The organism is Streptomyces sp. JH14 (genome assembly GCF_029428675.1).
Taxonomy (GTDB): Bacteria; Actinomycetota; Actinomycetes; order Streptomycetales; family Streptomycetaceae; genus Streptomyces.
In genome coordinates this window covers 919,904-937,900 of sequence record NZ_JAJNEL010000001.1, presented here as the reverse complement: position 1 = coordinate 937,900, position 17,997 = coordinate 919,904, and the positions used below count along the sequence as shown (strand labels likewise).

Sequence of the window (17,997 nt, the reverse complement as noted above, 5' to 3'; positions counted from 1 at the left end):
GAGACCGCAGGGAGTCGTCGGCGGACCGTGACGCGTTCGCGGCGCCGATCGACGGGACCGACCACAGCGGCGACCAGGGGTGGTTCCCGTGCTCGTGAGACCCGACGGCCGAAGTGCGACCGTCGAGCCAGGGCGACGTCCGCAACCGGATCCATGCCATCGGTGACGGTCGGTCAAACGGGCCGCAGAGGAGCGAATACGTGTCCATCATGACAGCTCAGCGGGTGTTTTCGTAGGACCAACGGCACAGCCCGGCAGCCTTGTTCCACCGGCTCCCCCGCTCGCAGAATCGCGGTCATGAATCCCACCCGGAGAGTTGATCAGGACGCCGTGCTGCGTGCACGGACCATGCTGCTCGGATCGGGCGAACTGAGCCTCGTACAGAAGCTCGAGGCGTACCGGGTGCTCGCGGAGGTGAGTCCGCGGGCCTATCTGCCCAAGCTGTGCCGGGCGTTGCTCTCGCGCGGCTACGACGGCGAGTTCCGGTCCCGGCCGGACATACAGCTGGCCCTGCACGCCGAGGCGGCTTCCGCGGCCCGGCGTATCGACACCGCCGAACCGACGCGGACCGCGCTTCTCGTCGATGCCCTGGACGCCTACCGGTACACGCTGTACGCCACCGGTCGGCGGGCGGAAGGTCTGGCCGTCTGCGAGGAGATGGCTGCTGCGGCGCGGCGCGGGTTCGAGGACAAGCAGGTCACGAGCCGCGCGCACGGACAGCACCGGCTGGCCGCAGTGCTTGCGGAGGAGGGCCGCCACCGGGAGGCTGCCGAGATCTACGGGAGCTCCGTGCAGTCCGGGGACCCCGACGACGTCGACTTCTGGGGCAGGGTCGAGTGGGCGGCCGAACTGGACGCAGCCGGACAGCGCACCGAGGCGCTGGACGTTTTCGGGAGGCTCGTGGACCTGACCCGGCGGGACTGCGCGGCAGGCGGCATCTCGCCGGCCGTCCTGACGTGGGAGCTGGTCCACCACTCCCACATGTTCGGCACCGCAGGGCTCGGGTCCGAGGCGCGTGCGGCCCGGAAGGAAGCCCTCGTTCTCCTCGAAGAACTGGGGCGAACCGGCGAACACAGGAACGGGAACAACGACCTCGACTGGTGGGCCTGCCTGTTCGCCCTGTCGGGCCGGACGGCTGAGCCGGCCGCGTCCTCCCGGACCCCGGCGCCGCCCTTCGGTTCTCACATCCACCGCTGGTCGCCCGACGTCAGGCACACGTACTTCGAAGGCATCCCGGCCCTCGAAGCGGCGGCGGCCGCCCTGGCCGAACCGGCCAGGACCGACCCGCACAACCTCCTCACGGAGCTGATCGCCGTACACCGCAGGCTCACCATCCGCTCGGCGCTCTCCTCGACGAAGCGCACCCACCGCATCCTGAAACCGCTCCGCCCGGTCTTCGACGAGGGCGTGACCCTTGCGCGCCGGCTGGCCGGCCTGCCCGCTGCGAGCCCGGACCTCAGCCGGGAAACCCTGTGCAGGGCCCTGACCGACCGGTCCATGTTCCTCGTCGCTGCGAAGCAGCACGGCGAGGCGTACGAGGACTTCAGGGAGGCCGCGGCGCTGGTGGACTGATTGCCGGCCGCCTCAGCCGGTCGCGTCCAGCCACGCCGTGTACCAGTCGTAGAAGGCCGGGCCGGGGCTCAGACCACCCTGGTCGGGGTCGTCGCACCACACCTGCCCCGCGCTCTCCCCGGTGACGACCAGGCGGGAGAACATCCCGCATCCCTGCTCCGCGATGACGAGACTGCCCTGCACCGAGTAGTTGGCGCTGCCCGCCTTGCCGGGGCCCGGCCAGGCCGGGTGTGCGGAAACGGTACAGACAGGAAGCCGGCCTGCCGGCTCTCCTCGCGCGTGTCGTACACCGCGTCCTCGCCGTCCAGTTCCTCGGTGAGTCCGAGTACGCCGTAGTGGGGACCGGCTCCCCCGTCAGCGACATCCGTGAGGAAGCTGCGGTAGGAGCCGGGCGACCGGACGCCGTACTCGTGCTCGAGGGCCTGGACCCGCTGTTCGGTCAGGGGAGGCCGCAGGCGGTATCCATGGTGGTCGGCGGCGAATCGCCGACGCCCGGGGTCCTGTTCCGCCATGGCCGCGATACGGGCCCGTACCCGAGCACCGTCCCAGATCCTCCTCGGGCCGGCGGCCGCCTGGTGACCCGTCACGTCTGTCGGCACGAGGCCACCCCGTTTCCCGCTCGCCGCGCGGTGGCCGATGCGTCCGCCCTGCGGTCGAATTCATGATCGGTGGCAGCGTATCTGCCCGTGATCGGAGAGCTGCCCGCGATCGGCGCGACGGCTCCCGTGGTGCGGGCTCCTTCATCGGTACCCGGCCGGGGCGCCGGTCAGCTGCCGCCCGCCAGGGCCCTGTGGGCGGCGTGGAGGATCTCGTCGGACAGCGGGGAGCCGTGGGTGGCGCGAGACAGCAGGAGGGCACCGACCATGGTGGCCAGGCGGGCCAGGCCGTCTTCGTCGTCGGTGGAGAGCCACTCGGCGAACTCGCGCACACCCTCCGTGTAGATCTCGCGGGCGGCGTCGCCCGTGTCGCGTGACACATCGGCGGCGAGTGCGGCGGCGGGGCAGCCGTCGGCGGCGCTGTCGCGGTGGCGGGCGGACAGGTAGTAGTCGATCAACGCCTGGCGCGCGGCATCCTGCTGCCCGTCGTGCTCGTCGAGCTCCGTGGCGCGGCGTGCATTCAGTTCGGTGAAGGCGTGGGCGGTGGCCTCGCCGATCAGGGCCTCCTTGGACGCGAACTGTTTGTAGAAGCCGCCCTGGGTCAGTCCGGCCGACTTCATCAGGTCCGCGACGCTGACGCCGGTTCCCTTCTCGCGGAACAGCCGGGACGCCGTGGCGACCACACGCTCCCGGTTCTCCTGTGCCTGTGCCTGGGAAACGCGGCCCACTGGGCACCCCCTTCAATTGGATTTCGGTTGCAATCTATCCTAGTACTCTGTTTAGATTATGAGTGAAATCTATTGTGGCCGCGGCCCGCGCGACGAGTGGCTGCCGCGACCGGCACAAGGGGAACCATGGAACTGAAGGACTCTGTAGCCGTCGTCACCGGCGCCAACCGGGGCCTGGGCCGCCGGCTGACCACGCAGCTCCTCGATCGCGGCGCGAAGGTGTACGCGGCCACGCGCCGTCCGCAGAGCGGGAACGTGGACGGGGCGGTACCGCTGCACCTGGACCTGACCGACGCCGCGTCCATCGAGGCCGCGGCGCGCATCGCCTCGGATGCGACGGTGCTGGTCAACAACGCCGGAATCTTCACCCCCACCGCGCTGATCGCCGGGGAGGAGGAGGCGGTTCGGCTTGAGATGGAGACGAACTACTTCGGCCCGCTCGCGGTGACCCGGGCCTTCGCGCCGGTGATCGAGGCCAACGGCGGTGGCGCCGTACTCAACGTGCTGTCGGTCCTGTCCTGGCTGCACCTGCCCGCGTCCGGGGCCTACTCCGCGGCCAAGGCCGCCTCCTGGGCGCTGACCGGCGCGGTCCGCCAGGAGCTGGCTCCGCGCGGCATCACCGTGTCCGGACTGTACGTCGGCTTCATGGACACCGACATGGCCGCCCAGGTCCCCGCCGACCAGAAGTCCGACCCGGCATCGGTGGCCGCGCAGGCCCTGGACGGGCTGGAGAAGGGGCTCCCCGAGATCCTCGCCGACGAGGTCAGCCGACAGATCAAGCAGAGCCTGGCCGCGCCGCCCGCCGCCTGACACGCCATGGGGTCCCGCGCCCTGATGGCCTCATGGCCCACCACCTACGCAACACCGGAGTTACTTGATGACACCCACCGTCGGACCTGCCTCGGCCCACACCCAGGAGGCAGCCTCACCGCCCGGCCCCGTTCCCGCAGAGGCCTCGGCGCCGCGCCCCCAGGGCCCGGGGAACCGGCCGCCGTTGCGGACGCTGCTGCAGCCCGCGCTGATCGCCCTGGTCATCGTCTCGGCCTTCATCGGCTGTTACGTCGGGCTGCAGCGCGATCCGAAGCCGCACCAGCTGCCGGTGGCGGTCGTGGGCAGCGCCCTCGCGCACGAGATCGAGCAGTCGCTCGGCGACAGCGTCGACGTACACCCGGTGGCGAATGCGGCCGCGGCCCGCCACGCCGTGGAAGGGCATGACGTGGTGGCCGCGCTGAGTTCCGGCGGCGCAGGCCGGCTGAGTCTGGAGGTCGCGGGAGCGACAGGCAAGTCCACCACGAGCGCGGTCGAGAGCGTGGTGTCCGCGTACGCCGCCGGATCCGGCCGGCACGTCACCACGACCGACGTGGTGCCGCTCGCTCACTTCGACGCGCGAGGCCTTGCCGGGTTCTACGTGTCCTTCGGCGTCACGCTCGCCGGATTCGTCCTGGCCCAGAACGCGCTCGGCATGGCGAACCTGCTGCGCCTGCGGCACCGGTTCTGGCTGCTCGCAGGCGTCTCGGTGGCGATCGGCACGATCGCGGCGACCATCGCGGGCCCCGTCCTGGACGCGGTCCCTGCCCCGTTCCTCCCCCTGACGGCCACCCTCGCGCTGCTGGCGGCCGCAGCGGCGTTCACCACCAAGCTGCTGGGCACCTACCTCGGCCCCGTCGGGGTCCCGGTGGCGACGCTGCTCCTGCTCACGGTGGGCAACTCCACCAGCGGTGCCACCATCAGCTCCGACCTGCTCCCGGCCGTGGCCCGAGCCGTCTCCGCACTGCTGCCGCCCGGCGCGGCGGTACGGGCGGTGAGCGATCTGAGCTACTTCGACGGCGCCCACGCAGGACTGCCGCTCCTCACCCTCGCCCTCTGGGCCGTGCTGTCCGCACTCCTCGTGGCCGTCAAGCCCCGGCTGCGCCGCGCCCGCTCCCTCACAGCTGCCTGACCCGGCGAGCCCGCTCCCGCCCGGCGCGTCCCCGCCCGGCGCGTCCCCGCCCGGCGGGAGCGCACCGGCCGGACCGCGATGTCGCCACGGGCCTGCCTCAGGTCCTCGGCCGTCCGGCCACCACCCGGCTCATGACGCGAAGCCGCCGACGGGCGTCTGCCTGCCGCGCGACGGCGACCAGGCGCCGCCGACCTGATCCGGGAGGCCCGGCGCCCGAGCTCCGAGCAGCTCCACGGCACCCGGACCGTGCCGGGGAACCCTGCAGAGGTGACCGCACCGATCCCGGGGACAGGCGCTGATTCGCTCGGCTCTCTCGTGACCGCTCAGCGTGCGGTGCGGCGCAGCCGGTGGCGGACCGCGCGCTGGGCCACCGGCCCGTTGGTGCGAGTGGGGTGGCTGGAGAGACGGACCGGACAGACGAAACTCGGTTGGGCCGCACCAGGAGAGCTACCTGTGAGCCGGTTAATGGGTTGCAGACCTCCGGGACGGGGTGTCAGATCCCGGCTATGACGATTGTGCTGCGAACGCCGACTGCAGCCGGGGTGCGCGAGGCTATGGGCGCGCTGCGGGAGTGGCAGTACGACGGAGCGCCGATGCAGCTGCATTTGGGGGACATCGGCTGGAACTATCGGTTCGGAACGGCTGAGACGGCCGCGGTGGTTCGGACCTGGAGCCGGGGCGGACGGATCCTCGCCGTCGGGATGCTGGACTCGCCGACGGTGATGCGGATGACGGTCGCTCCCGACGCCTTCCAGGACGAGGACTTGGCGCGGCGGCTTGTCGAGGACCTTTCGCTGCCTGAGCGCGGCGTGCTGCCGGAAGGAGCGGTGTCCATCGAGGCGCCGCTGGGCCTGCTGCTTCACGACCTGCTGACCAAGGAGGGCTGGGGCGTTGACGAGCCGTGGACGCCGCTCTTCCGTGACCTCGCGGAAGCGGTGGAGGACCCCGGCGTGCGGATCACGGCGATCGGCCCGGAGCAGGCGCAGGACTTCGCCGACGTTCTGCGGTCGGCGTTCAACACCTCGCGGCCTACGCGCGAGTACTGGCATGCGATGTCGGCGGGGCCGTTCTATGCCGACGCCCGCTGCCTGGGCGTCTACGACGACCAGGGCGACCCGGCGGCGGTGGTGACGGTCTGGTCGGCCGGCCCGGGGAAGCCGGGACTGGTCGAGCCGATGGGCGTCCACGAGGACCACCGCGGTCGCGGATACGGCCGGGCGATCACCGTCGCCGGGGCGGCCGCGCTGCGGGAGATGGGCTCGTCGAGCGTTCGTGTGTGCACACCGAGCTCCAACGTCGGTGGCGTCGCCACGTACAAGGCGGCCGGGTTCGAGGCGAGGCCGGAGATCGGCGACAGGATCCGCAAGGCCTGACGCCGATACAGCCCGGGCCCCCTTCGATCCCGGGGGTCCGCCGAGCGGAGCTGCCAGCACCGGCGACAGGCCACCCGCACCGCATGAAGCTCGTGACCAGGCCCAACGGTGTTCGTGGGCACGGTCGCGCCCGAAGAGCATCGTGGCCGGCAGGCGGGTTATCTCCTGGCAGGTCAGCGGGATCATGTCGGCGTCGTCGGGCAGTTCGGGCTGTCCGGCGGCCAGGACCGTCAGGAAGGCGTGGGCGAGCATGGCCGGCACGGTCCAGCGGGCCCAGGAGGTGGAGCGGCGGACTTGGTGTTCATCGAGGCATGTCAGGCCCTTCCGGCCTGGAACGATTCCTCAACCCGCCACCTCGCGCCGGCGACCCCCCACCAACTCGTGCAATGCGACGGACTGTGGGCAGTTCACCCGCGGCGGCTCGGCCGGCAGCGTGCTGATGAACGCCGAGGCGTGCCGCCGCGGCTCCACCCTCCGAAATGCGTGCGCGAACACGCCCAGGAACTGGGCGAATCTCTCACCGCACGCGTCAAGGTTTGACCTCCGGGACGCAGCCGCCGTGCCCTTCATGTCTTCACACACATGATGATCAACGGCGGCTGCCTCGTCTCTCCAGCCACCCCCGTCACACCAGCAACGAAGTACGGCTGCCGTATAGGGGTCGAGTAGCAGGCAGACACGACCCCCGATGGCTGTGAGCCGGAGCTGACGGAAGACGCCGGGCAGCCCGGTTTCCGGCGGTGGGGACCGCCCCGGGGGCCGTTCAGCGAGTGGCGAGGAGCGTGAGCGTGTCGATCACGCGGTTCGAGAAGCCCCACTCGTTGTCGTACCAGGCCACCACCTTGATGTGGCGGCCGTCGACGCGGGTGAGGGCGGAGTCGAAGATCGACGAGGCAGGATTGCCCGTGATGTCGGACGACACGAGCGGGTCGTCCGAGTACTCGAGCACGCCGGCCAGCGGCCCCTGCGCCGCAGCGCGGTACGCCGCCAGCACGTCGTCGCGCGTCACGTCGCGGGCAACGCTCGTGTTGAGTTCGACGATCGAGCCCACCGGAACCGGCACGCGGATCGAGTCGCCCGACAGCTTGCCCTCGAGGTTCGGCAGCACGAGGCCTATCGCCTTGGCGGCGCCCGTCGTGGTCGGCACGATGTTGACAGCGGCGTTGCGGGCGCGGCGGGCGTCGCGGTGCGGACCATCCTGCAGGTTCTGCTCCTGCGTGTAGGCGTGCACCGTCGTCATGAAGCCGTGCTCGATGCCGGCGAGTTCGTCGAGTACCGCGGCGAGCGGCGCAAGGGCGTTGGTCGTGCACGACGCGTTCGAGACGATCGTGTGCAGGTCCGGGTCGTACGCGTCGTTGTTGACCCCGTACGCGAGGGTGACGTCGGCGCCGTCCGACGGCGCACTGACGAGCACCTTCTTCGCGCCCGCGTCGAGGTGGGCGCGGGCGGCCGCAGCCGACGTGAAGCGGCCGGTCGCCTCGAGCACGATGTCGATGCCGAGTTCGGCCCACGGCAGCTGCTTCGGTTCCCGCTCGGCGAGCACCGTGATGCGACGGCCGTCGACGACGAGGGTGTTCCCGTCGACGGTCACCGGGCGACCGAGCCGGCCGGCCGTGCTGTCGAAGGCGAGCAGCCGCGCAAGAGTGGCGGGCTCCGTGAGGTCGTTGACGGCGACGACCTCGAGGTCGCTTTCGCGTGCGAGCAGTGCGCGCAGCACATTGCGTCCGATGCGGCCGAATCCGTTGATGGCGATGCGAGTCATGAGCGATGTCCCTTCGGTTCGCCACAAGATTCGCGCCCGGAACCCGCCCGCGACAGCGGCGTGATCGCCACGGTCCAAAAGGATCTCGCCATGCGAGGGCGGCGGACTATTCGCCCTGGGTGAAGGTGCGCCGGTACTCGCTCGGGGTGGTGCCGAGAATGCGCTGGAAGTGCAACCGCAGATTCGCACCGGTGCCGAGACCGACGTCGGCGGCGATCTGCTCGACGCTCCGCTCCGAACGCTCGAGCAGCTCACGGGCCACGTCGATCCGGGCGCGCATGACCCATTGCATCGGCGTGTACCCCGTGTCCTCGACAAAGCGTCGCGAGAACGTGCGGGGCGACACCGCCGCGTGCTGGGCGAGCGCATCGAGGGTGAGGGGCTCGGCGAGCCGGTGCAATACCCACTCACGGGTGGCGGCGAACCGCTCGCCCAGCGGTTCGGGCACGCTGCGCGGCACATACTGCGCTTGGCCACCACTGCGGTAGGGGGCCGCGACCAGGCGCCGGGCCGCGTAGTTCGACGCGGCCACCCCGAGGTCGCGGCGCAGAATGTGCAGGCACAGGTCGATGCCGGAGGCGGCGCCGGCCGATGTCAGCACGCTGCCCGCGTCGACGAACAGGACGTTCTCGTCGACCTGGACGAGCGGATGCTTCGCCACGAGCGCCCTCGTGTAATGCCAGTGGGTCGTGGCGCGCCTGCCGTCGAGCAGGCCCGTGGCGGCGAGCGCGAACGCGCCCGTCGAGATGGCGGCGAGCCGCGCCCCCCGGTCGTGGGCGGCGATCAGCGCGTCGATGACGGCCTGCGGCGGGTCGTCGCGGTCCGGGAACCGGTAGCCGGGGACGAAGACGATGTCGGCCCACACAAGCGCGTCGAGCCCGTGGGTGACGTGGTACGACAGGCCGTCGCCGCCGGTCACGAGGCCGGGTGCCGCGCCGCACACTCGCACCTCGTACGGCATGCTCGCGCGGGTCGTGAAAACCTGCGCAGGAATGCCGACATCGAGCGGCTTCGCACCCTCGAGCACAAGGACGGCGACGCGATGCAGGCGGGAGGCTGACACAGGAAAGAGGGTACGCGGGGTGGGTTTCGACAGGCCGGCTGCGTGGTCAGGGCAGGGATTCGGGCACGGCGCGGACGTGCTCCCGGTGCGCGCGCGGCAGCGTCCGCCGTGACCCCGGCGAGGCCATCGTCCCCGAGCACAGGAAATCCCCGTTCCGCAATTGCGGCACGGGGATTTGCTCACGTATATTGAATGGTTCTCTGTACCCACAGAAAAGGCCCCTCACTGAGGGCCACTAGAAACACCATATCCGGCAGGGAGCGATTTTGTCAACTCGCGAAAACGTCGAATTGCAGAAGGAGCAGGAATTCATCGACCGGGTCTACGACCGTGTCGACACGCTGCGCGGGGTCACCGCGCAGCATGTCGAGGAGGCGTTGACCCCGGTGGGGAACGGTCTGCAGGCCCGTCTCGAACGCGATGTGCTCGTCGCCGAGCGCTCCGGTCTCCTGGCGGCCCTCAACGCGGTGGACGGCTCGCTGTGCTTCGGCCGCATCGATCTCCGCGACGGTGCCGCGCACCACATCGGCCGTATCGGAATTCGTGAGGACGACACCGAACACACGCCGCTGCTGATCGACTGGCGGGCGCCGGTCGCCCGGCCCTTCTATCTCGCCACCGGACATACGCCCATGGGGCTGCGCCGACGCAGGCACATCACCACCGAGGGCCGCACGGTGACCGAGCTGCACGACGAGATCCTCGATCTCGGCGACCGCGAACGCAGCGGTTTCGAGGACCCGAGCGGTGATGCCGTGCTGCTCGCCGCGCTCGGCTCCGCCCGCACCGGCCGCATGGGCGACATCGTGCGGACCATCCAGGCGGAACAGGACCGCATCATCCGTGCTCCGCACCGTGGTGTCCTCGTCGTCGAGGGCGGCCCCGGCACCGGCAAGACGGCGGTCGCGCTGCACCGCGCGGCGTTCCTGCTGTACGAGCACCGTGAACTGCTGGCCAAGCGCGCGGTCCTGGTCGTGGGTCCCAATGCGGCCTTCCTGCGCTACATCGGCGAGGTGCTGCCCGCCCTCGGCGAGACCGGCGTCATGCTGGCCACGCAGGCCGAGCTCTTCCCCGGTGTCCACGCCCGAGGCACCGATACCGCCCGCGCGGCAGCCGTCAAGGGCGGCGCGGGGATGGCGGAGGCGCTCGCCCTCGCCGTACGCGACCGGCAGGGGCTGCCGGAGCCCGGCGCGCCGATGGTCATCCCGCACGACGACGGGGAACTCGTCCTGGACTGGGAGATCGCATACCAGGCCCGGCAGGCGGCCCGCGAGACCCGTCTGCCGCACAACCTCGCCCGTCCGTACTTCGCGTTCCACGTCGTCGACGCCCTCACCGCACAGCTCACCGAGCGCATCGGCGCGGACCCGTACGGCGGCCCGAACTTCCTCGGTGCGGACGACATCGCCCAGCTCGGCAAGAGCGTCGCCGCGAGCGAGAAGGTGCACGCCGCCGTCGGAGAGCTGTGGCCGCTGCTCACCCCCGAGGAGTTCCTCGCGGGTTATCTGGCCGAGCCGGTGTACGTGGCGGACGAGGACGCCGAAGCCATCCGGCGCGTTCCCGGTGACGGGGAGTGGACCCCGGCCGATGTGCCGCTCCTCGACGAGGCGGCCGAGCTGCTCGGGGCCGACGACAGTGCCGAGCGGGCCGCCGCCGAGGCCGAGCGCCAGGAGCGGGTCGCTTACGCGCAGGGCGTCCTGGAGCTGTCCCGGGGTTCCGAGACGTACGAGTTCGAGGACGAGGAGTCCGAACGTCTGGCCGCCCACGACATCATCGACGCCGAGCGGATGGCCGAGCGGCAGGAGGAGGCCGATCACCGGAGCGCGGCCGAGCGGGCCGCCGCCGACCGGACCTGGGCGTTCGGGCACATCATCGTCGACGAGGCGCAGGAACTGTCACCGATGGCGTGGCGGCTGCTGATGCGCCGCTCACCGACCCGCTCGCTGACCCTGGTCGGTGATCCGGCGCAGACCTCCGAGGAGGCGGGCGTCGGCTCGTGGGAGAGGATCCTGGAGCCGTACGTCGGCGACCGTTTCGAGCACGTGAGGCTGGGGGTCAACTACCGTACGCCCGCGGAGATCATGGAACTGGCCGCCAGGGTCGTACGGGCCCAGGACCCCTCGTTCGAGCCGCCCGGGTCGGTGCGCTCCACCGGCGAGACGCCGTGGACGCGGGATGCCGGTGCGGATCTGGCGGGCGCGGTGGCTCGGGCCGTCGCGGAGCTGACGCCCGAGGAGGGGCGCCTCGCGGTGATCGCACCGCGAGCGCTGCACGAGGAGATCGCGGCCCCGCTCGACGGAGTCACGGCCGGCGCCGAACCCGACCTCACCCGTCCGGTGGTGCTGCTCGGCCCGCGTGAGGCCAAGGGGCTCGAATTCGACCATGTCCTGGTCGTGGAACCGGGGCGGTTCGGAACCAGTGACCTGTACGTGGCGCTGACCCGCGCTACGCAGCGCCTGGGCATCGTCCACCGGGAGGAACTGCCCGAGGCGCTGCGCTGACCGGCGCGGCGGGCGACCCCGACCGGTGCGACCGAGCACCGTACCCGGCCGGACCGGCCGAGTACGGTGCTCGGCAACCGGCATCCCCAGGCGCACCGTTGACGACGCGGTTCGGCGTGCGAGCCCGGCACGCCGCCGGACTGCTCAAGTCACGGGAGGCGTTCGTCCCGGACATACCGTGTCGTCATGGTGCACGCCGGTGGTACCGAGGCCGAGCGGCCGGACGGGCCTGCGGCTTCGGGCCGGCCCCTGGCACCGCTTCTCGCGGTCTGCGCGGGCTACTTCATGGTCATCCTGGACGTGACCGTCATCAACGTCGCGGTTCCGGTGGTGGGACGGGAACTGTCGGCGTCGCTCACCGGGATCCAATGGATCACGGACGGCTACACCCTGGTCTTCGCCGGCCTGCTGCTCACCGGCGGCGCGCTGGGGGACCGGCTGGGCAACCGCCGGATCTTCTGTACCGGGGTGGTGGTGTTCACCGTCGCCTCGGTCGGCTGCGGACTGGCACGGAGCGCCGGGATCCTGGTCGGCGCCCGGCTGCTGGAGGGACTCGGCGCGGCACTGATCGTGCCCGGCTCCCTCGCCCTCCTCCAACAGGCCTATCCCTCACCCGCCGAGCGCTCCCGGGCCTTCGGCCTGTGGGGCTCCATGGCGGGCATCGCAGCTTCCGCCGGGCCCCTCCTGGGCGGCCTCCTGGTCTCCACCGTGGGCTGGCGCTGGGTGTTCTTCATCAATCTGCCTGTCGGATGCGCCTGCCTGTTGCTGACGCTGCGCCACGTCCCCGCGTCGGCCCGTCGCGCGGACCGCCCCGTGGACTGGCCGGCCCAGTGCGCGCTGATCGCGATGGTGGCCCTGCTGATCTCCGTCCTCAACGAAGCCGGACGGCGTGGTTGGACGGACCCGCTGATCCTCGCCGGCGCCGGCCTGTGCCTGCTGGCAGCCTTCGCGTTCGTCCTTCGCGAACGCCTGGCCCGCAACCCCGTGCTGCCCCTGCGACTGCTGCGCTCACGCCCGATGAGCGGGGGATCGGCCATCGGCCTGCTGTTCAACTTCGCCTTCTACGGCATGATCTTCACCGCCAGCCTGTACTTCCAGCACCAGCGCGGCCTGAGCGCGCTGCGCACCGGGGCCGCTCTCTTCCCGGCGGTGGCGATGACGATGTTCGCCTCCGTCCTGTCCGGGCGACTGGCCCGCCGCACCGGACACCGTCCGCTCGTGGTCACGGGCATGTTCGTGGGAGCGGCAGGTCTGACCGGCTGGGCCGCCGCAGGACAGAACCCGGACTACCTGCTCCTCGTGGCGCCGATGATGGCTGCGGGCTTCGGCACGTCCTTCGCCCTCACCGGATCGACCGCCACCGTGATGTCGGCCGCCCCGGACACGTACTCCGGCACCGCCTCAGCCCTGTTCAACACCGCCCGCCAGATCGGCAGCGCCGCAGGCGTCGCGCTGGGAGGCTCGCTGCTGGCCTCCGCAGCCAGTTTCACCACCGGGCTGCGCACCGGCATGGCCGTCGGCGCGGCCGCGTACCTGACGGCCGCCGCCCTCGCGCTCGTCTGCATCCCACGGAAGCACCCCGCGACGTCGCCGGCTGAATGACGACGGGCCAGTGCGACGACGGGCCAATGCGGTGAGTCAGGGCAGGTACGCCGGAGGTGATGTCCGCCGCCGGTGCGATTCAGCGGTTCAGCCGGCCCGTCAGCACCGGACTCCGCCCCGCTGTCGGCCGGCCCGGTCCGGTGGTGCGGCCCTCAGCCGGGGTCGGTGCACGTCGCTGGGGCTTCGAGCCGGCGGTGTGCGGCACCGTGCCGCGCCGAACCCGGCACGGTGCCGCACCCCGCCCCTGCGAGCCAGAACTGCGCGCTCAGCCGGCGGCAGCGCCGAACCACGTGGGCAGACTGCTGAGCAGATCCTGCTGGTCTTCACCGACCCACGCCACGTGGCCGTCCGGCCGCAGCAGCACCGCGGGCACGTCCAGTTCCTCGCTGACGTCGACGACGTGGTCGACCCGATCGGCCCAGCCCACCACCGAGAGCCGACCGGTCTGGTCGAGGAGCAGTCCGCGTCCGCCGTGCATCAGCTCGTACAGGCGACCCCGCTTCAGCTTCACGTCCCGCAGCCGCAGGCCGAGCAGTTCATGGCCCTCGCCGAAGTCGTAGCGGACCCCGACCGCGGTGATGATCCCGGTCACGTACCGGTTCACCTCTTCGAAGTCCATCAGCTTCGAGAACAGCTTCCGCAGCGCGGTCGCACCCGGATCGGTCCCCATCAGCGCGATCTGCGCACGGGTGTTGTCCAGCACGCGGGCGCCCACCGGGTGCCGTTCTGCGTGGTAGCTGTCCAGCAGCCCTTCCGGTGCCCAGCCGTCGACCGCGGCGGCCAGCTTCCAGCCGAGGTTGAACGCGTCCTGCAGGCCGAGGTTGAGCCCCTGCCCGCCCGCCGGCGGGTGAATGTGCGCCGCGTCGCCGGCCAGCAGCACCCGGCCGACCCGGTAGTGCTCGGCCTGCCGGGTGGCATCGCCGAACCGGGACAGCCAGCGCGGCGAGTGCACGCCGAAGTCGGTGCCCGCGGTGGCCCGCAGCTGCTGCTTGAACTCTTCGAGGGTCGTCGGGGCCGTGCGGTCCTCGGACACCCCTTCGGCGGGCACGACGAGGCGCCACCTCCCTTCCCCGAGGGAGGTGGCGCCGAACCGCAGTTGGGTTCTGCGGACTTCCTCGACGACGGCGGCAACCGTCGCCGGATCCTCGGTCAGCTCCATCTCGCCCAGCAGCGTCTCGACCGTGGCCGGCTCGCCGGGGAAACCGACGCCGAGTTGCTTGCGCACCGTGCTGCGGCCGCCGTCGCAGGCGACGAGGTAGCGCGAGCGCAACTGCGTGCCGTCCGCCAGCTCGACGGTCACCCCGTCCTCGTCCTGGCTCAGCCCGGCCACTTCGCAGCCGCGCCGGATCTCGGTACCGAGTTCGAGGGCACGCTCGTTGAGCAGCTGCTCGGTGACCGGCTGAGAGGCGGCGACGCCGTACGGGTGAGCCGTGTCCAACCGGTCGGGCCACGACTTCAGGATGCCGCCGAAGAGACCACCGACCTGGAACTTCTCACTGACCGCGAGGAACCGGTCCAGCAGACCTCGCTGGTCCATCATCTCGACGCTGCGCGCGTGCAGCCCCTGCCCGCGCGACTCCATGGTCGGCTCGGTGAGCTTCTCCAGCACGACCGTGTGCACACCGTGCAGCCGCAACTCGGCGGCCAGCATCAGGCCGGTCGGTCCGCCGCCGACCACGATCACGTCCATCATGAAAACGCCCATTCAACGAGATTGGATTTCGGCCGGCTGCTCCGCGCACTCCGGCGGTGCGTACAGCCGCACCTGCGCGCCGAGTCCTCGCTACCGCACCGCGATTCCCACCGGCGGTCCGGCCACCCGCGAGAGCTGTGCGTCGCCAGAAGTGCGCGTATGTCGCTCATCCCTGATTTCCGCAGGTTCTGGCATCGGCTGGAGATTCTGCACCACGAACCCGGCCTTGCCGCAAGGCCCCCTGTGCGCTATATCTTGATAGTGGCAAGGAGTGAGCAATTTCCTTGCCTTTGTTTTTTGCCGTCAGCTGTGGACGGACGAGTTCCTTCTCCGCCTTTTCTCTTTTTTCGCCTCTTCGTATTTCGCCTCTTCGGCAAGGCCCGTCAGAACGCCGTCGAAGGCGCGGCCGTTGTCATGAATCGTCACCGCGCGAGCGCCGGCCACAGTGGGGTGAACAGATCTCGGAGGGTCCAGGCCGGAGCGCGAGCTTCTCGCGGCAGGACTGGACTGATGCGTTCGTCCACTTGATCACTCACGCATGGCCATCACCGGAAGCCTGGACGGGCCGGAGGGCTCTCCGGTGACGGGGCCTCAGATGCCGGCTGTGTGCATCAGCCCCGTCCGCGGCCCGAGTTCTCACCCCGCCCCGTCGGCGTAGCGGCAGCCGGCAACTGCGTGGCCGGCTGGGCACACAGCGTGCCCGGCCGCCACCGGAGCCGATCGGCTCGTGGCGAGACGCCCCCCGTCGTACGGTGGAAGCAGCAGGTGGCGCGCCTCCGCAGCACTTTGGGGTGGTGTTCGTCTCGCCACGGGCCGCGCACCGTCCTGCGGCCGTTCCCATCGGCCGCCCCGGGGGCCGATGTCGTGGGCGGTTCCCCAGCACCTCTCCCAGAGGGGGACTCTCATGCGTGCCATCCCGACGTGCGATTTCAAGGAAACCGGGATCGGTACGAAGGGCTACGCCGTGGAGCTCTCGTCACGTCGAGGCGGCCGCATCGTTGCTCCAGCACCGTAGGAGAGGAGAAGCCCTCGTCGAGCGCCGTTCGGCGCCGTTCCCACACGGTTCGGGCACCGCCGGGGCCGGGCCGCGTGACAATCCCGGAAAGCAGGTGCGTCCCATGCGCACGTCGACACGCGTTGCCGGTGTCCTCGCCGGCCTGACCCTCACGCTCGGCGCCACAGCTCTCGCCACCCCTGCCGCCCACGCGGACATCCCCGCCTGCACGAACATGGCCGCTCAGGCAGGTGTCGGCGTCACCGACGCCGTCACGACGGCGTGCCACCGTGGTGTGAGCGGCGACCTGCAGAGCTGTGTGAACGGGCTGACCGGGGCCGGAGTGCCGGGCGGCGCTGCGAACGGCGCCTGCCGGTTGGCAGCCCACGAACCACGATAGAGAGCCACGAGGCACAGGTTCCAAGGGTCCTGGAGCGACGGTTGGGGTGCATATCTGAACACCGCACCCTTTGCGGTATCCCGAAGGACCCCAGGTAGACCCGGGCGCGGCCACCCTGCGGGCCACGGGGACCGCTCAGCTCCCGGCGGAGCGTGGAGCGTGTCATGCCAACGTGCCCTTGGCCTGCGGAGATGTCTCAGAGGGCGGCGGCTGGAGTGGCGGACCGAGCGCGATCGGGCCAAGGCCGGACGGCAACTGGCGCACGGCCTTCGCCACGGCCTCGTGCGCTGTGGCGAACAGACCGAGGTCCGGAGTCATCAAGCCCATTCCAGCCCCGTACGTGCCGTCGCCGTTCGCGGTCAGGCACGGTCCGACGACGGTCAGGCGGGGGCGGACGGTGGTCGAGAAGCGCAGCGCCCAGTGACTCGTGAACGGGTAGAGGGCGCGCAACGCCGGCTCGGCGTGGGCCGCCTCGCGGGACAGGTCCACCACCGTCCACGCATCGATTAACGCAGGTCAGGGCTTCGGCCCCGACGGACGAGGCCGTCTAGAAAGCTCACAGGGGCCAGGTGGATCGGTAAAGGGCAACTCTGGCGCTCGGCCTCACACGCGGCGCGCCGTGTGCGCGCGAGGGGCGTTGCATAAACGTGCGACGATGCGTATAGTCATGCCATCGACGAGGAGGATTTCGATGGCGGTACGTGCAGCGGTAGCAGGAGCAAGCGGATACGCCGGCGGGGAGCTGCTCCGTCTGCTGCTGGTTCATCCCGAGGTCGAGATCGATGCCCTCACCGGCAATTCCAACGCGGGCCAGACGCTCGGATCCCTGCAGCCGCATCTGCGGCCCCTCGCCGAGCGGGTGCTGCAGCCGACCACCCCCGAGGTCCTCGCCGGGCACGACGTCGTCTTTCTCGCGCTGCCGCACGGGCAGTCCGCCGCCGTCGCGGAGCAGCTCGGTGACGAGGTGCTCGTCGTCGACATGGGTGCCGACTTCCGGCTGAACGAGGCCGCCGACTGGGAGAAGTTCTACGGATCGCCGCACGCCGGGACGTGGCCCTACGGTCTGCCCGAACTGCCCGGGGCCCGCGCCGCGTTGGTGGGGTCGAAGCGGATCGCGGTGCCCGGCTGCTACCCGACGGCCGTCTCCCTCGCGCTCTTCCCCGCGTACGCGGCTCAGCTCGCCGAGTCCGAGGCCGTGATCGTCGCCGCGTCCGGTACGTCCGGGGCGGGCAAGGCGGCCAAGCCGCATCTGCTCGGCTCCGAGGTGATGGGCAACATGTCCCCCTACGGTGTCGGCGGCGTGCACCGGCACACCCCCGAGATGATCCAGAACCTCAGCGCCGCGGCCGGTGAGCCGGTCAGCGTTTCGTTCACGCCGACCCTCGCGCCCATGCCCCGCGGCATCCTCGCCACGTGCAGTGCGAAGGCGAAGCCCGGCGTGAGTGCCGAGGCGGTGCGCGCGGCGTACGAGAAGGCGTTCGCCGACGAGCCGTTCGTGGACCTCCTGCCCGAGGGGCAGTGGCCCGCCACAGCGTCCGTCTACGGTTCCAACGCCGTACAGATCCAGGTCGCCCACGACGCCGCGGCAGGCCGGATCATTGCGATCAGCGCCATCGACAACCTCGCCAAGGGCACTGCGGGCGGCGCCCTGCAGAGCATGAACATCGCCCTCGGACTCGCCGAGGACACGGGACTTTCCACGATCGGAGTGGCTCCGTGAGCGACGCACGTGCAGCCGCCGGGCTGCGGACAACGACGAAGGCCGCGCCGTCGA

14 protein-coding genes and 1 pseudogene are annotated in these 17,997 nt (G+C 70.9%); 8 read left to right on the top strand and 7 right to left on the bottom strand.

The annotated features are described in order from the left end of the window. The first annotated feature begins 297 nt into the window (after positions 1 to 297). The gene (locus tag LRD69_RS04250) at positions 298 to 1,572 is read left to right on the top strand and encodes a hypothetical protein (RefSeq protein ID WP_277325198.1); all 1,275 of its coding nucleotides are present in this window, start codon (positions 298 to 300) and stop codon (positions 1,570 to 1,572) included. A gap of 12 nt (positions 1,573 to 1,584) precedes the next feature. On the opposite strand, the gene LRD69_RS04245 is transcribed toward LRD69_RS04250, so the two are convergent. Next, a complete protein-coding gene (locus LRD69_RS04245) occupies positions 1,585 to 1,716 on the bottom strand; it encodes a hypothetical protein (protein WP_277325197.1) in 132 nt (43 codons plus the stop codon). A gap of 622 nt (positions 1,717 to 2,338) precedes the next feature. Next, positions 2,339 to 2,896 (bottom strand): TetR/AcrR family transcriptional regulator, encoded by a 558-nt coding sequence (locus LRD69_RS04240; RefSeq protein ID WP_277325196.1) that lies wholly within the window; start codon positions 2,894 to 2,896, stop codon positions 2,339 to 2,341. Between the two features lie 126 nt (positions 2,897 to 3,022). Between LRD69_RS04240 and LRD69_RS04235 the strand changes: the two genes are divergently transcribed. From LRD69_RS04235 to LRD69_RS04225, 3 genes are all read left to right on the top strand, one after another. Beyond that, positions 3,023 to 3,706 carry an SDR family oxidoreductase gene (locus tag LRD69_RS04235; protein WP_277325195.1) on the top strand — a complete coding sequence of 228 codons (684 nt, stop codon included), beginning with the start codon at positions 3,023 to 3,025 and terminating at the stop codon, positions 3,704 to 3,706. Between the two features lie 67 nt (positions 3,707 to 3,773). Further along, positions 3,774 to 4,835, top strand: a complete 1,062-nt coding sequence (locus tag LRD69_RS04230; RefSeq protein ID WP_277325194.1) for a hypothetical protein — start codon at positions 3,774 to 3,776, stop codon at positions 4,833 to 4,835. 506 nt (positions 4,836 to 5,341) lie between these two features. Further along, the gene (locus LRD69_RS04225; protein ID WP_277325193.1) at positions 5,342 to 6,208 is read left to right on the top strand and encodes a GNAT family N-acetyltransferase; all 867 of its coding nucleotides are present in this window, start codon (positions 5,342 to 5,344) and stop codon (positions 6,206 to 6,208) included. Between the two features lie 135 nt (positions 6,209 to 6,343). Here LRD69_RS04225 and LRD69_RS04220 read toward each other — a convergent pair. The 3 genes and pseudogenes from LRD69_RS04220 to LRD69_RS04210 form a co-directional block, all read right to left on the bottom strand. Continuing rightward, positions 6,344 to 6,576 (bottom strand): annotated as a pseudogene (locus LRD69_RS04220) (IS701 family transposase); the annotation flags it as partial. A 395-nt stretch (positions 6,577 to 6,971) separates the two neighbouring features. After that, complete coding sequence (gap, locus tag LRD69_RS04215) at positions 6,972 to 7,970, bottom strand: type I glyceraldehyde-3-phosphate dehydrogenase (RefSeq protein WP_277325192.1); 999 nt, start codon at positions 7,968 to 7,970, stop codon at positions 6,972 to 6,974. Between the two features lie 106 nt (positions 7,971 to 8,076). Next, positions 8,077 to 9,033 (bottom strand): helix-turn-helix domain-containing protein, encoded by a 957-nt coding sequence (locus tag LRD69_RS04210; protein ID WP_277325191.1) that lies wholly within the window; start codon positions 9,031 to 9,033, stop codon positions 8,077 to 8,079. Positions 9,034 to 9,323: 290 nt separating this feature from the next. On the opposite strand from LRD69_RS04210, the gene LRD69_RS04205 reads away from it, so the two are divergent. Both LRD69_RS04205 and LRD69_RS04200 read left to right on the top strand, forming a co-directional pair. Beyond that, positions 9,324 to 11,534, top strand: a complete 2,211-nt coding sequence (locus LRD69_RS04205) for an AAA family ATPase (RefSeq protein ID WP_277329618.1) — start codon at positions 9,324 to 9,326, stop codon at positions 11,532 to 11,534. A gap of 249 nt (positions 11,535 to 11,783) precedes the next feature. Continuing rightward, a complete protein-coding gene (locus LRD69_RS04200; protein ID WP_277329617.1) occupies positions 11,784 to 13,136 on the top strand; it encodes an MFS transporter in 1,353 nt (450 codons plus the stop codon). 265 nt (positions 13,137 to 13,401) lie between these two features. Here the strand turns inward: LRD69_RS04200 and rox are convergent, their stop codons facing one another. Further along, positions 13,402 to 14,829, bottom strand: a complete 1,428-nt coding sequence (gene rox / locus LRD69_RS04195; RefSeq protein ID WP_277329616.1) for a rifampin monooxygenase — start codon at positions 14,827 to 14,829, stop codon at positions 13,402 to 13,404. Positions 14,830 to 15,947: 1,118 nt separating this feature from the next. Between rox and LRD69_RS04190 the strand changes: the two genes are divergently transcribed. Continuing rightward, entirely contained in the window at positions 15,948 to 16,223 is a 276-nt protein-coding gene (locus LRD69_RS04190) for a hypothetical protein (protein ID WP_277325190.1), read from the top strand. A 162-nt stretch (positions 16,224 to 16,385) separates the two neighbouring features. Here LRD69_RS04190 and LRD69_RS04185 read toward each other — a convergent pair whose 3' ends face one another. Beyond that, positions 16,386 to 16,715 carry a DUF6193 family natural product biosynthesis protein gene (locus LRD69_RS04185; RefSeq protein ID WP_277325189.1) on the bottom strand — a complete coding sequence of 110 codons (330 nt, stop codon included), beginning with the start codon at positions 16,713 to 16,715 and terminating at the stop codon, positions 16,386 to 16,388. A 199-nt stretch (positions 16,716 to 16,914) separates the two neighbouring features. On the opposite strand from LRD69_RS04185, the gene argC reads away from it, so the two are divergent. Further along, a complete protein-coding gene (gene argC / locus LRD69_RS04180; RefSeq protein WP_277325188.1) occupies positions 16,915 to 17,943 on the top strand; it encodes an N-acetyl-gamma-glutamyl-phosphate reductase in 1,029 nt (342 codons plus the stop codon). Positions 17,944 to 17,997 lie beyond the last annotated feature (54 nt).

Coding starts and splice junctions, on each gene's coding strand:
- LRD69_RS04250 (WP_277325198.1), top strand. CDS start 298: ATGAATCCCACCCGGAGAGTTGATCAGGACGCCGTGCTGCGTGCACGG.
- LRD69_RS04245 (WP_277325197.1), bottom strand. CDS start 1,716: ATGTTCTCCCGCCTGGTCGTCACCGGGGAGAGCGCGGGGCAGGTGTGG.
- LRD69_RS04235 (WP_277325195.1), top strand. CDS start 3,023: ATGGAACTGAAGGACTCTGTAGCCGTCGTCACCGGCGCCAACCGGGGC.
- LRD69_RS04230 (WP_277325194.1), top strand. CDS start 3,774: ATGACACCCACCGTCGGACCTGCCTCGGCCCACACCCAGGAGGCAGCC.
- LRD69_RS04225 (WP_277325193.1), top strand. CDS start 5,342: ATGACGATTGTGCTGCGAACGCCGACTGCAGCCGGGGTGCGCGAGGCT.
- gap (WP_277325192.1), bottom strand. CDS start 7,970: ATGACTCGCATCGCCATCAACGGATTCGGCCGCATCGGACGCAATGTG.
- rox (WP_277329616.1), bottom strand. CDS start 14,829: ATGATGGACGTGATCGTGGTCGGCGGCGGACCGACCGGCCTGATGCTG.
- LRD69_RS04190 (WP_277325190.1), top strand. CDS start 15,948: ATGCGCACGTCGACACGCGTTGCCGGTGTCCTCGCCGGCCTGACCCTC.
- argC (WP_277325188.1), top strand. CDS start 16,915: ATGGCGGTACGTGCAGCGGTAGCAGGAGCAAGCGGATACGCCGGCGGG.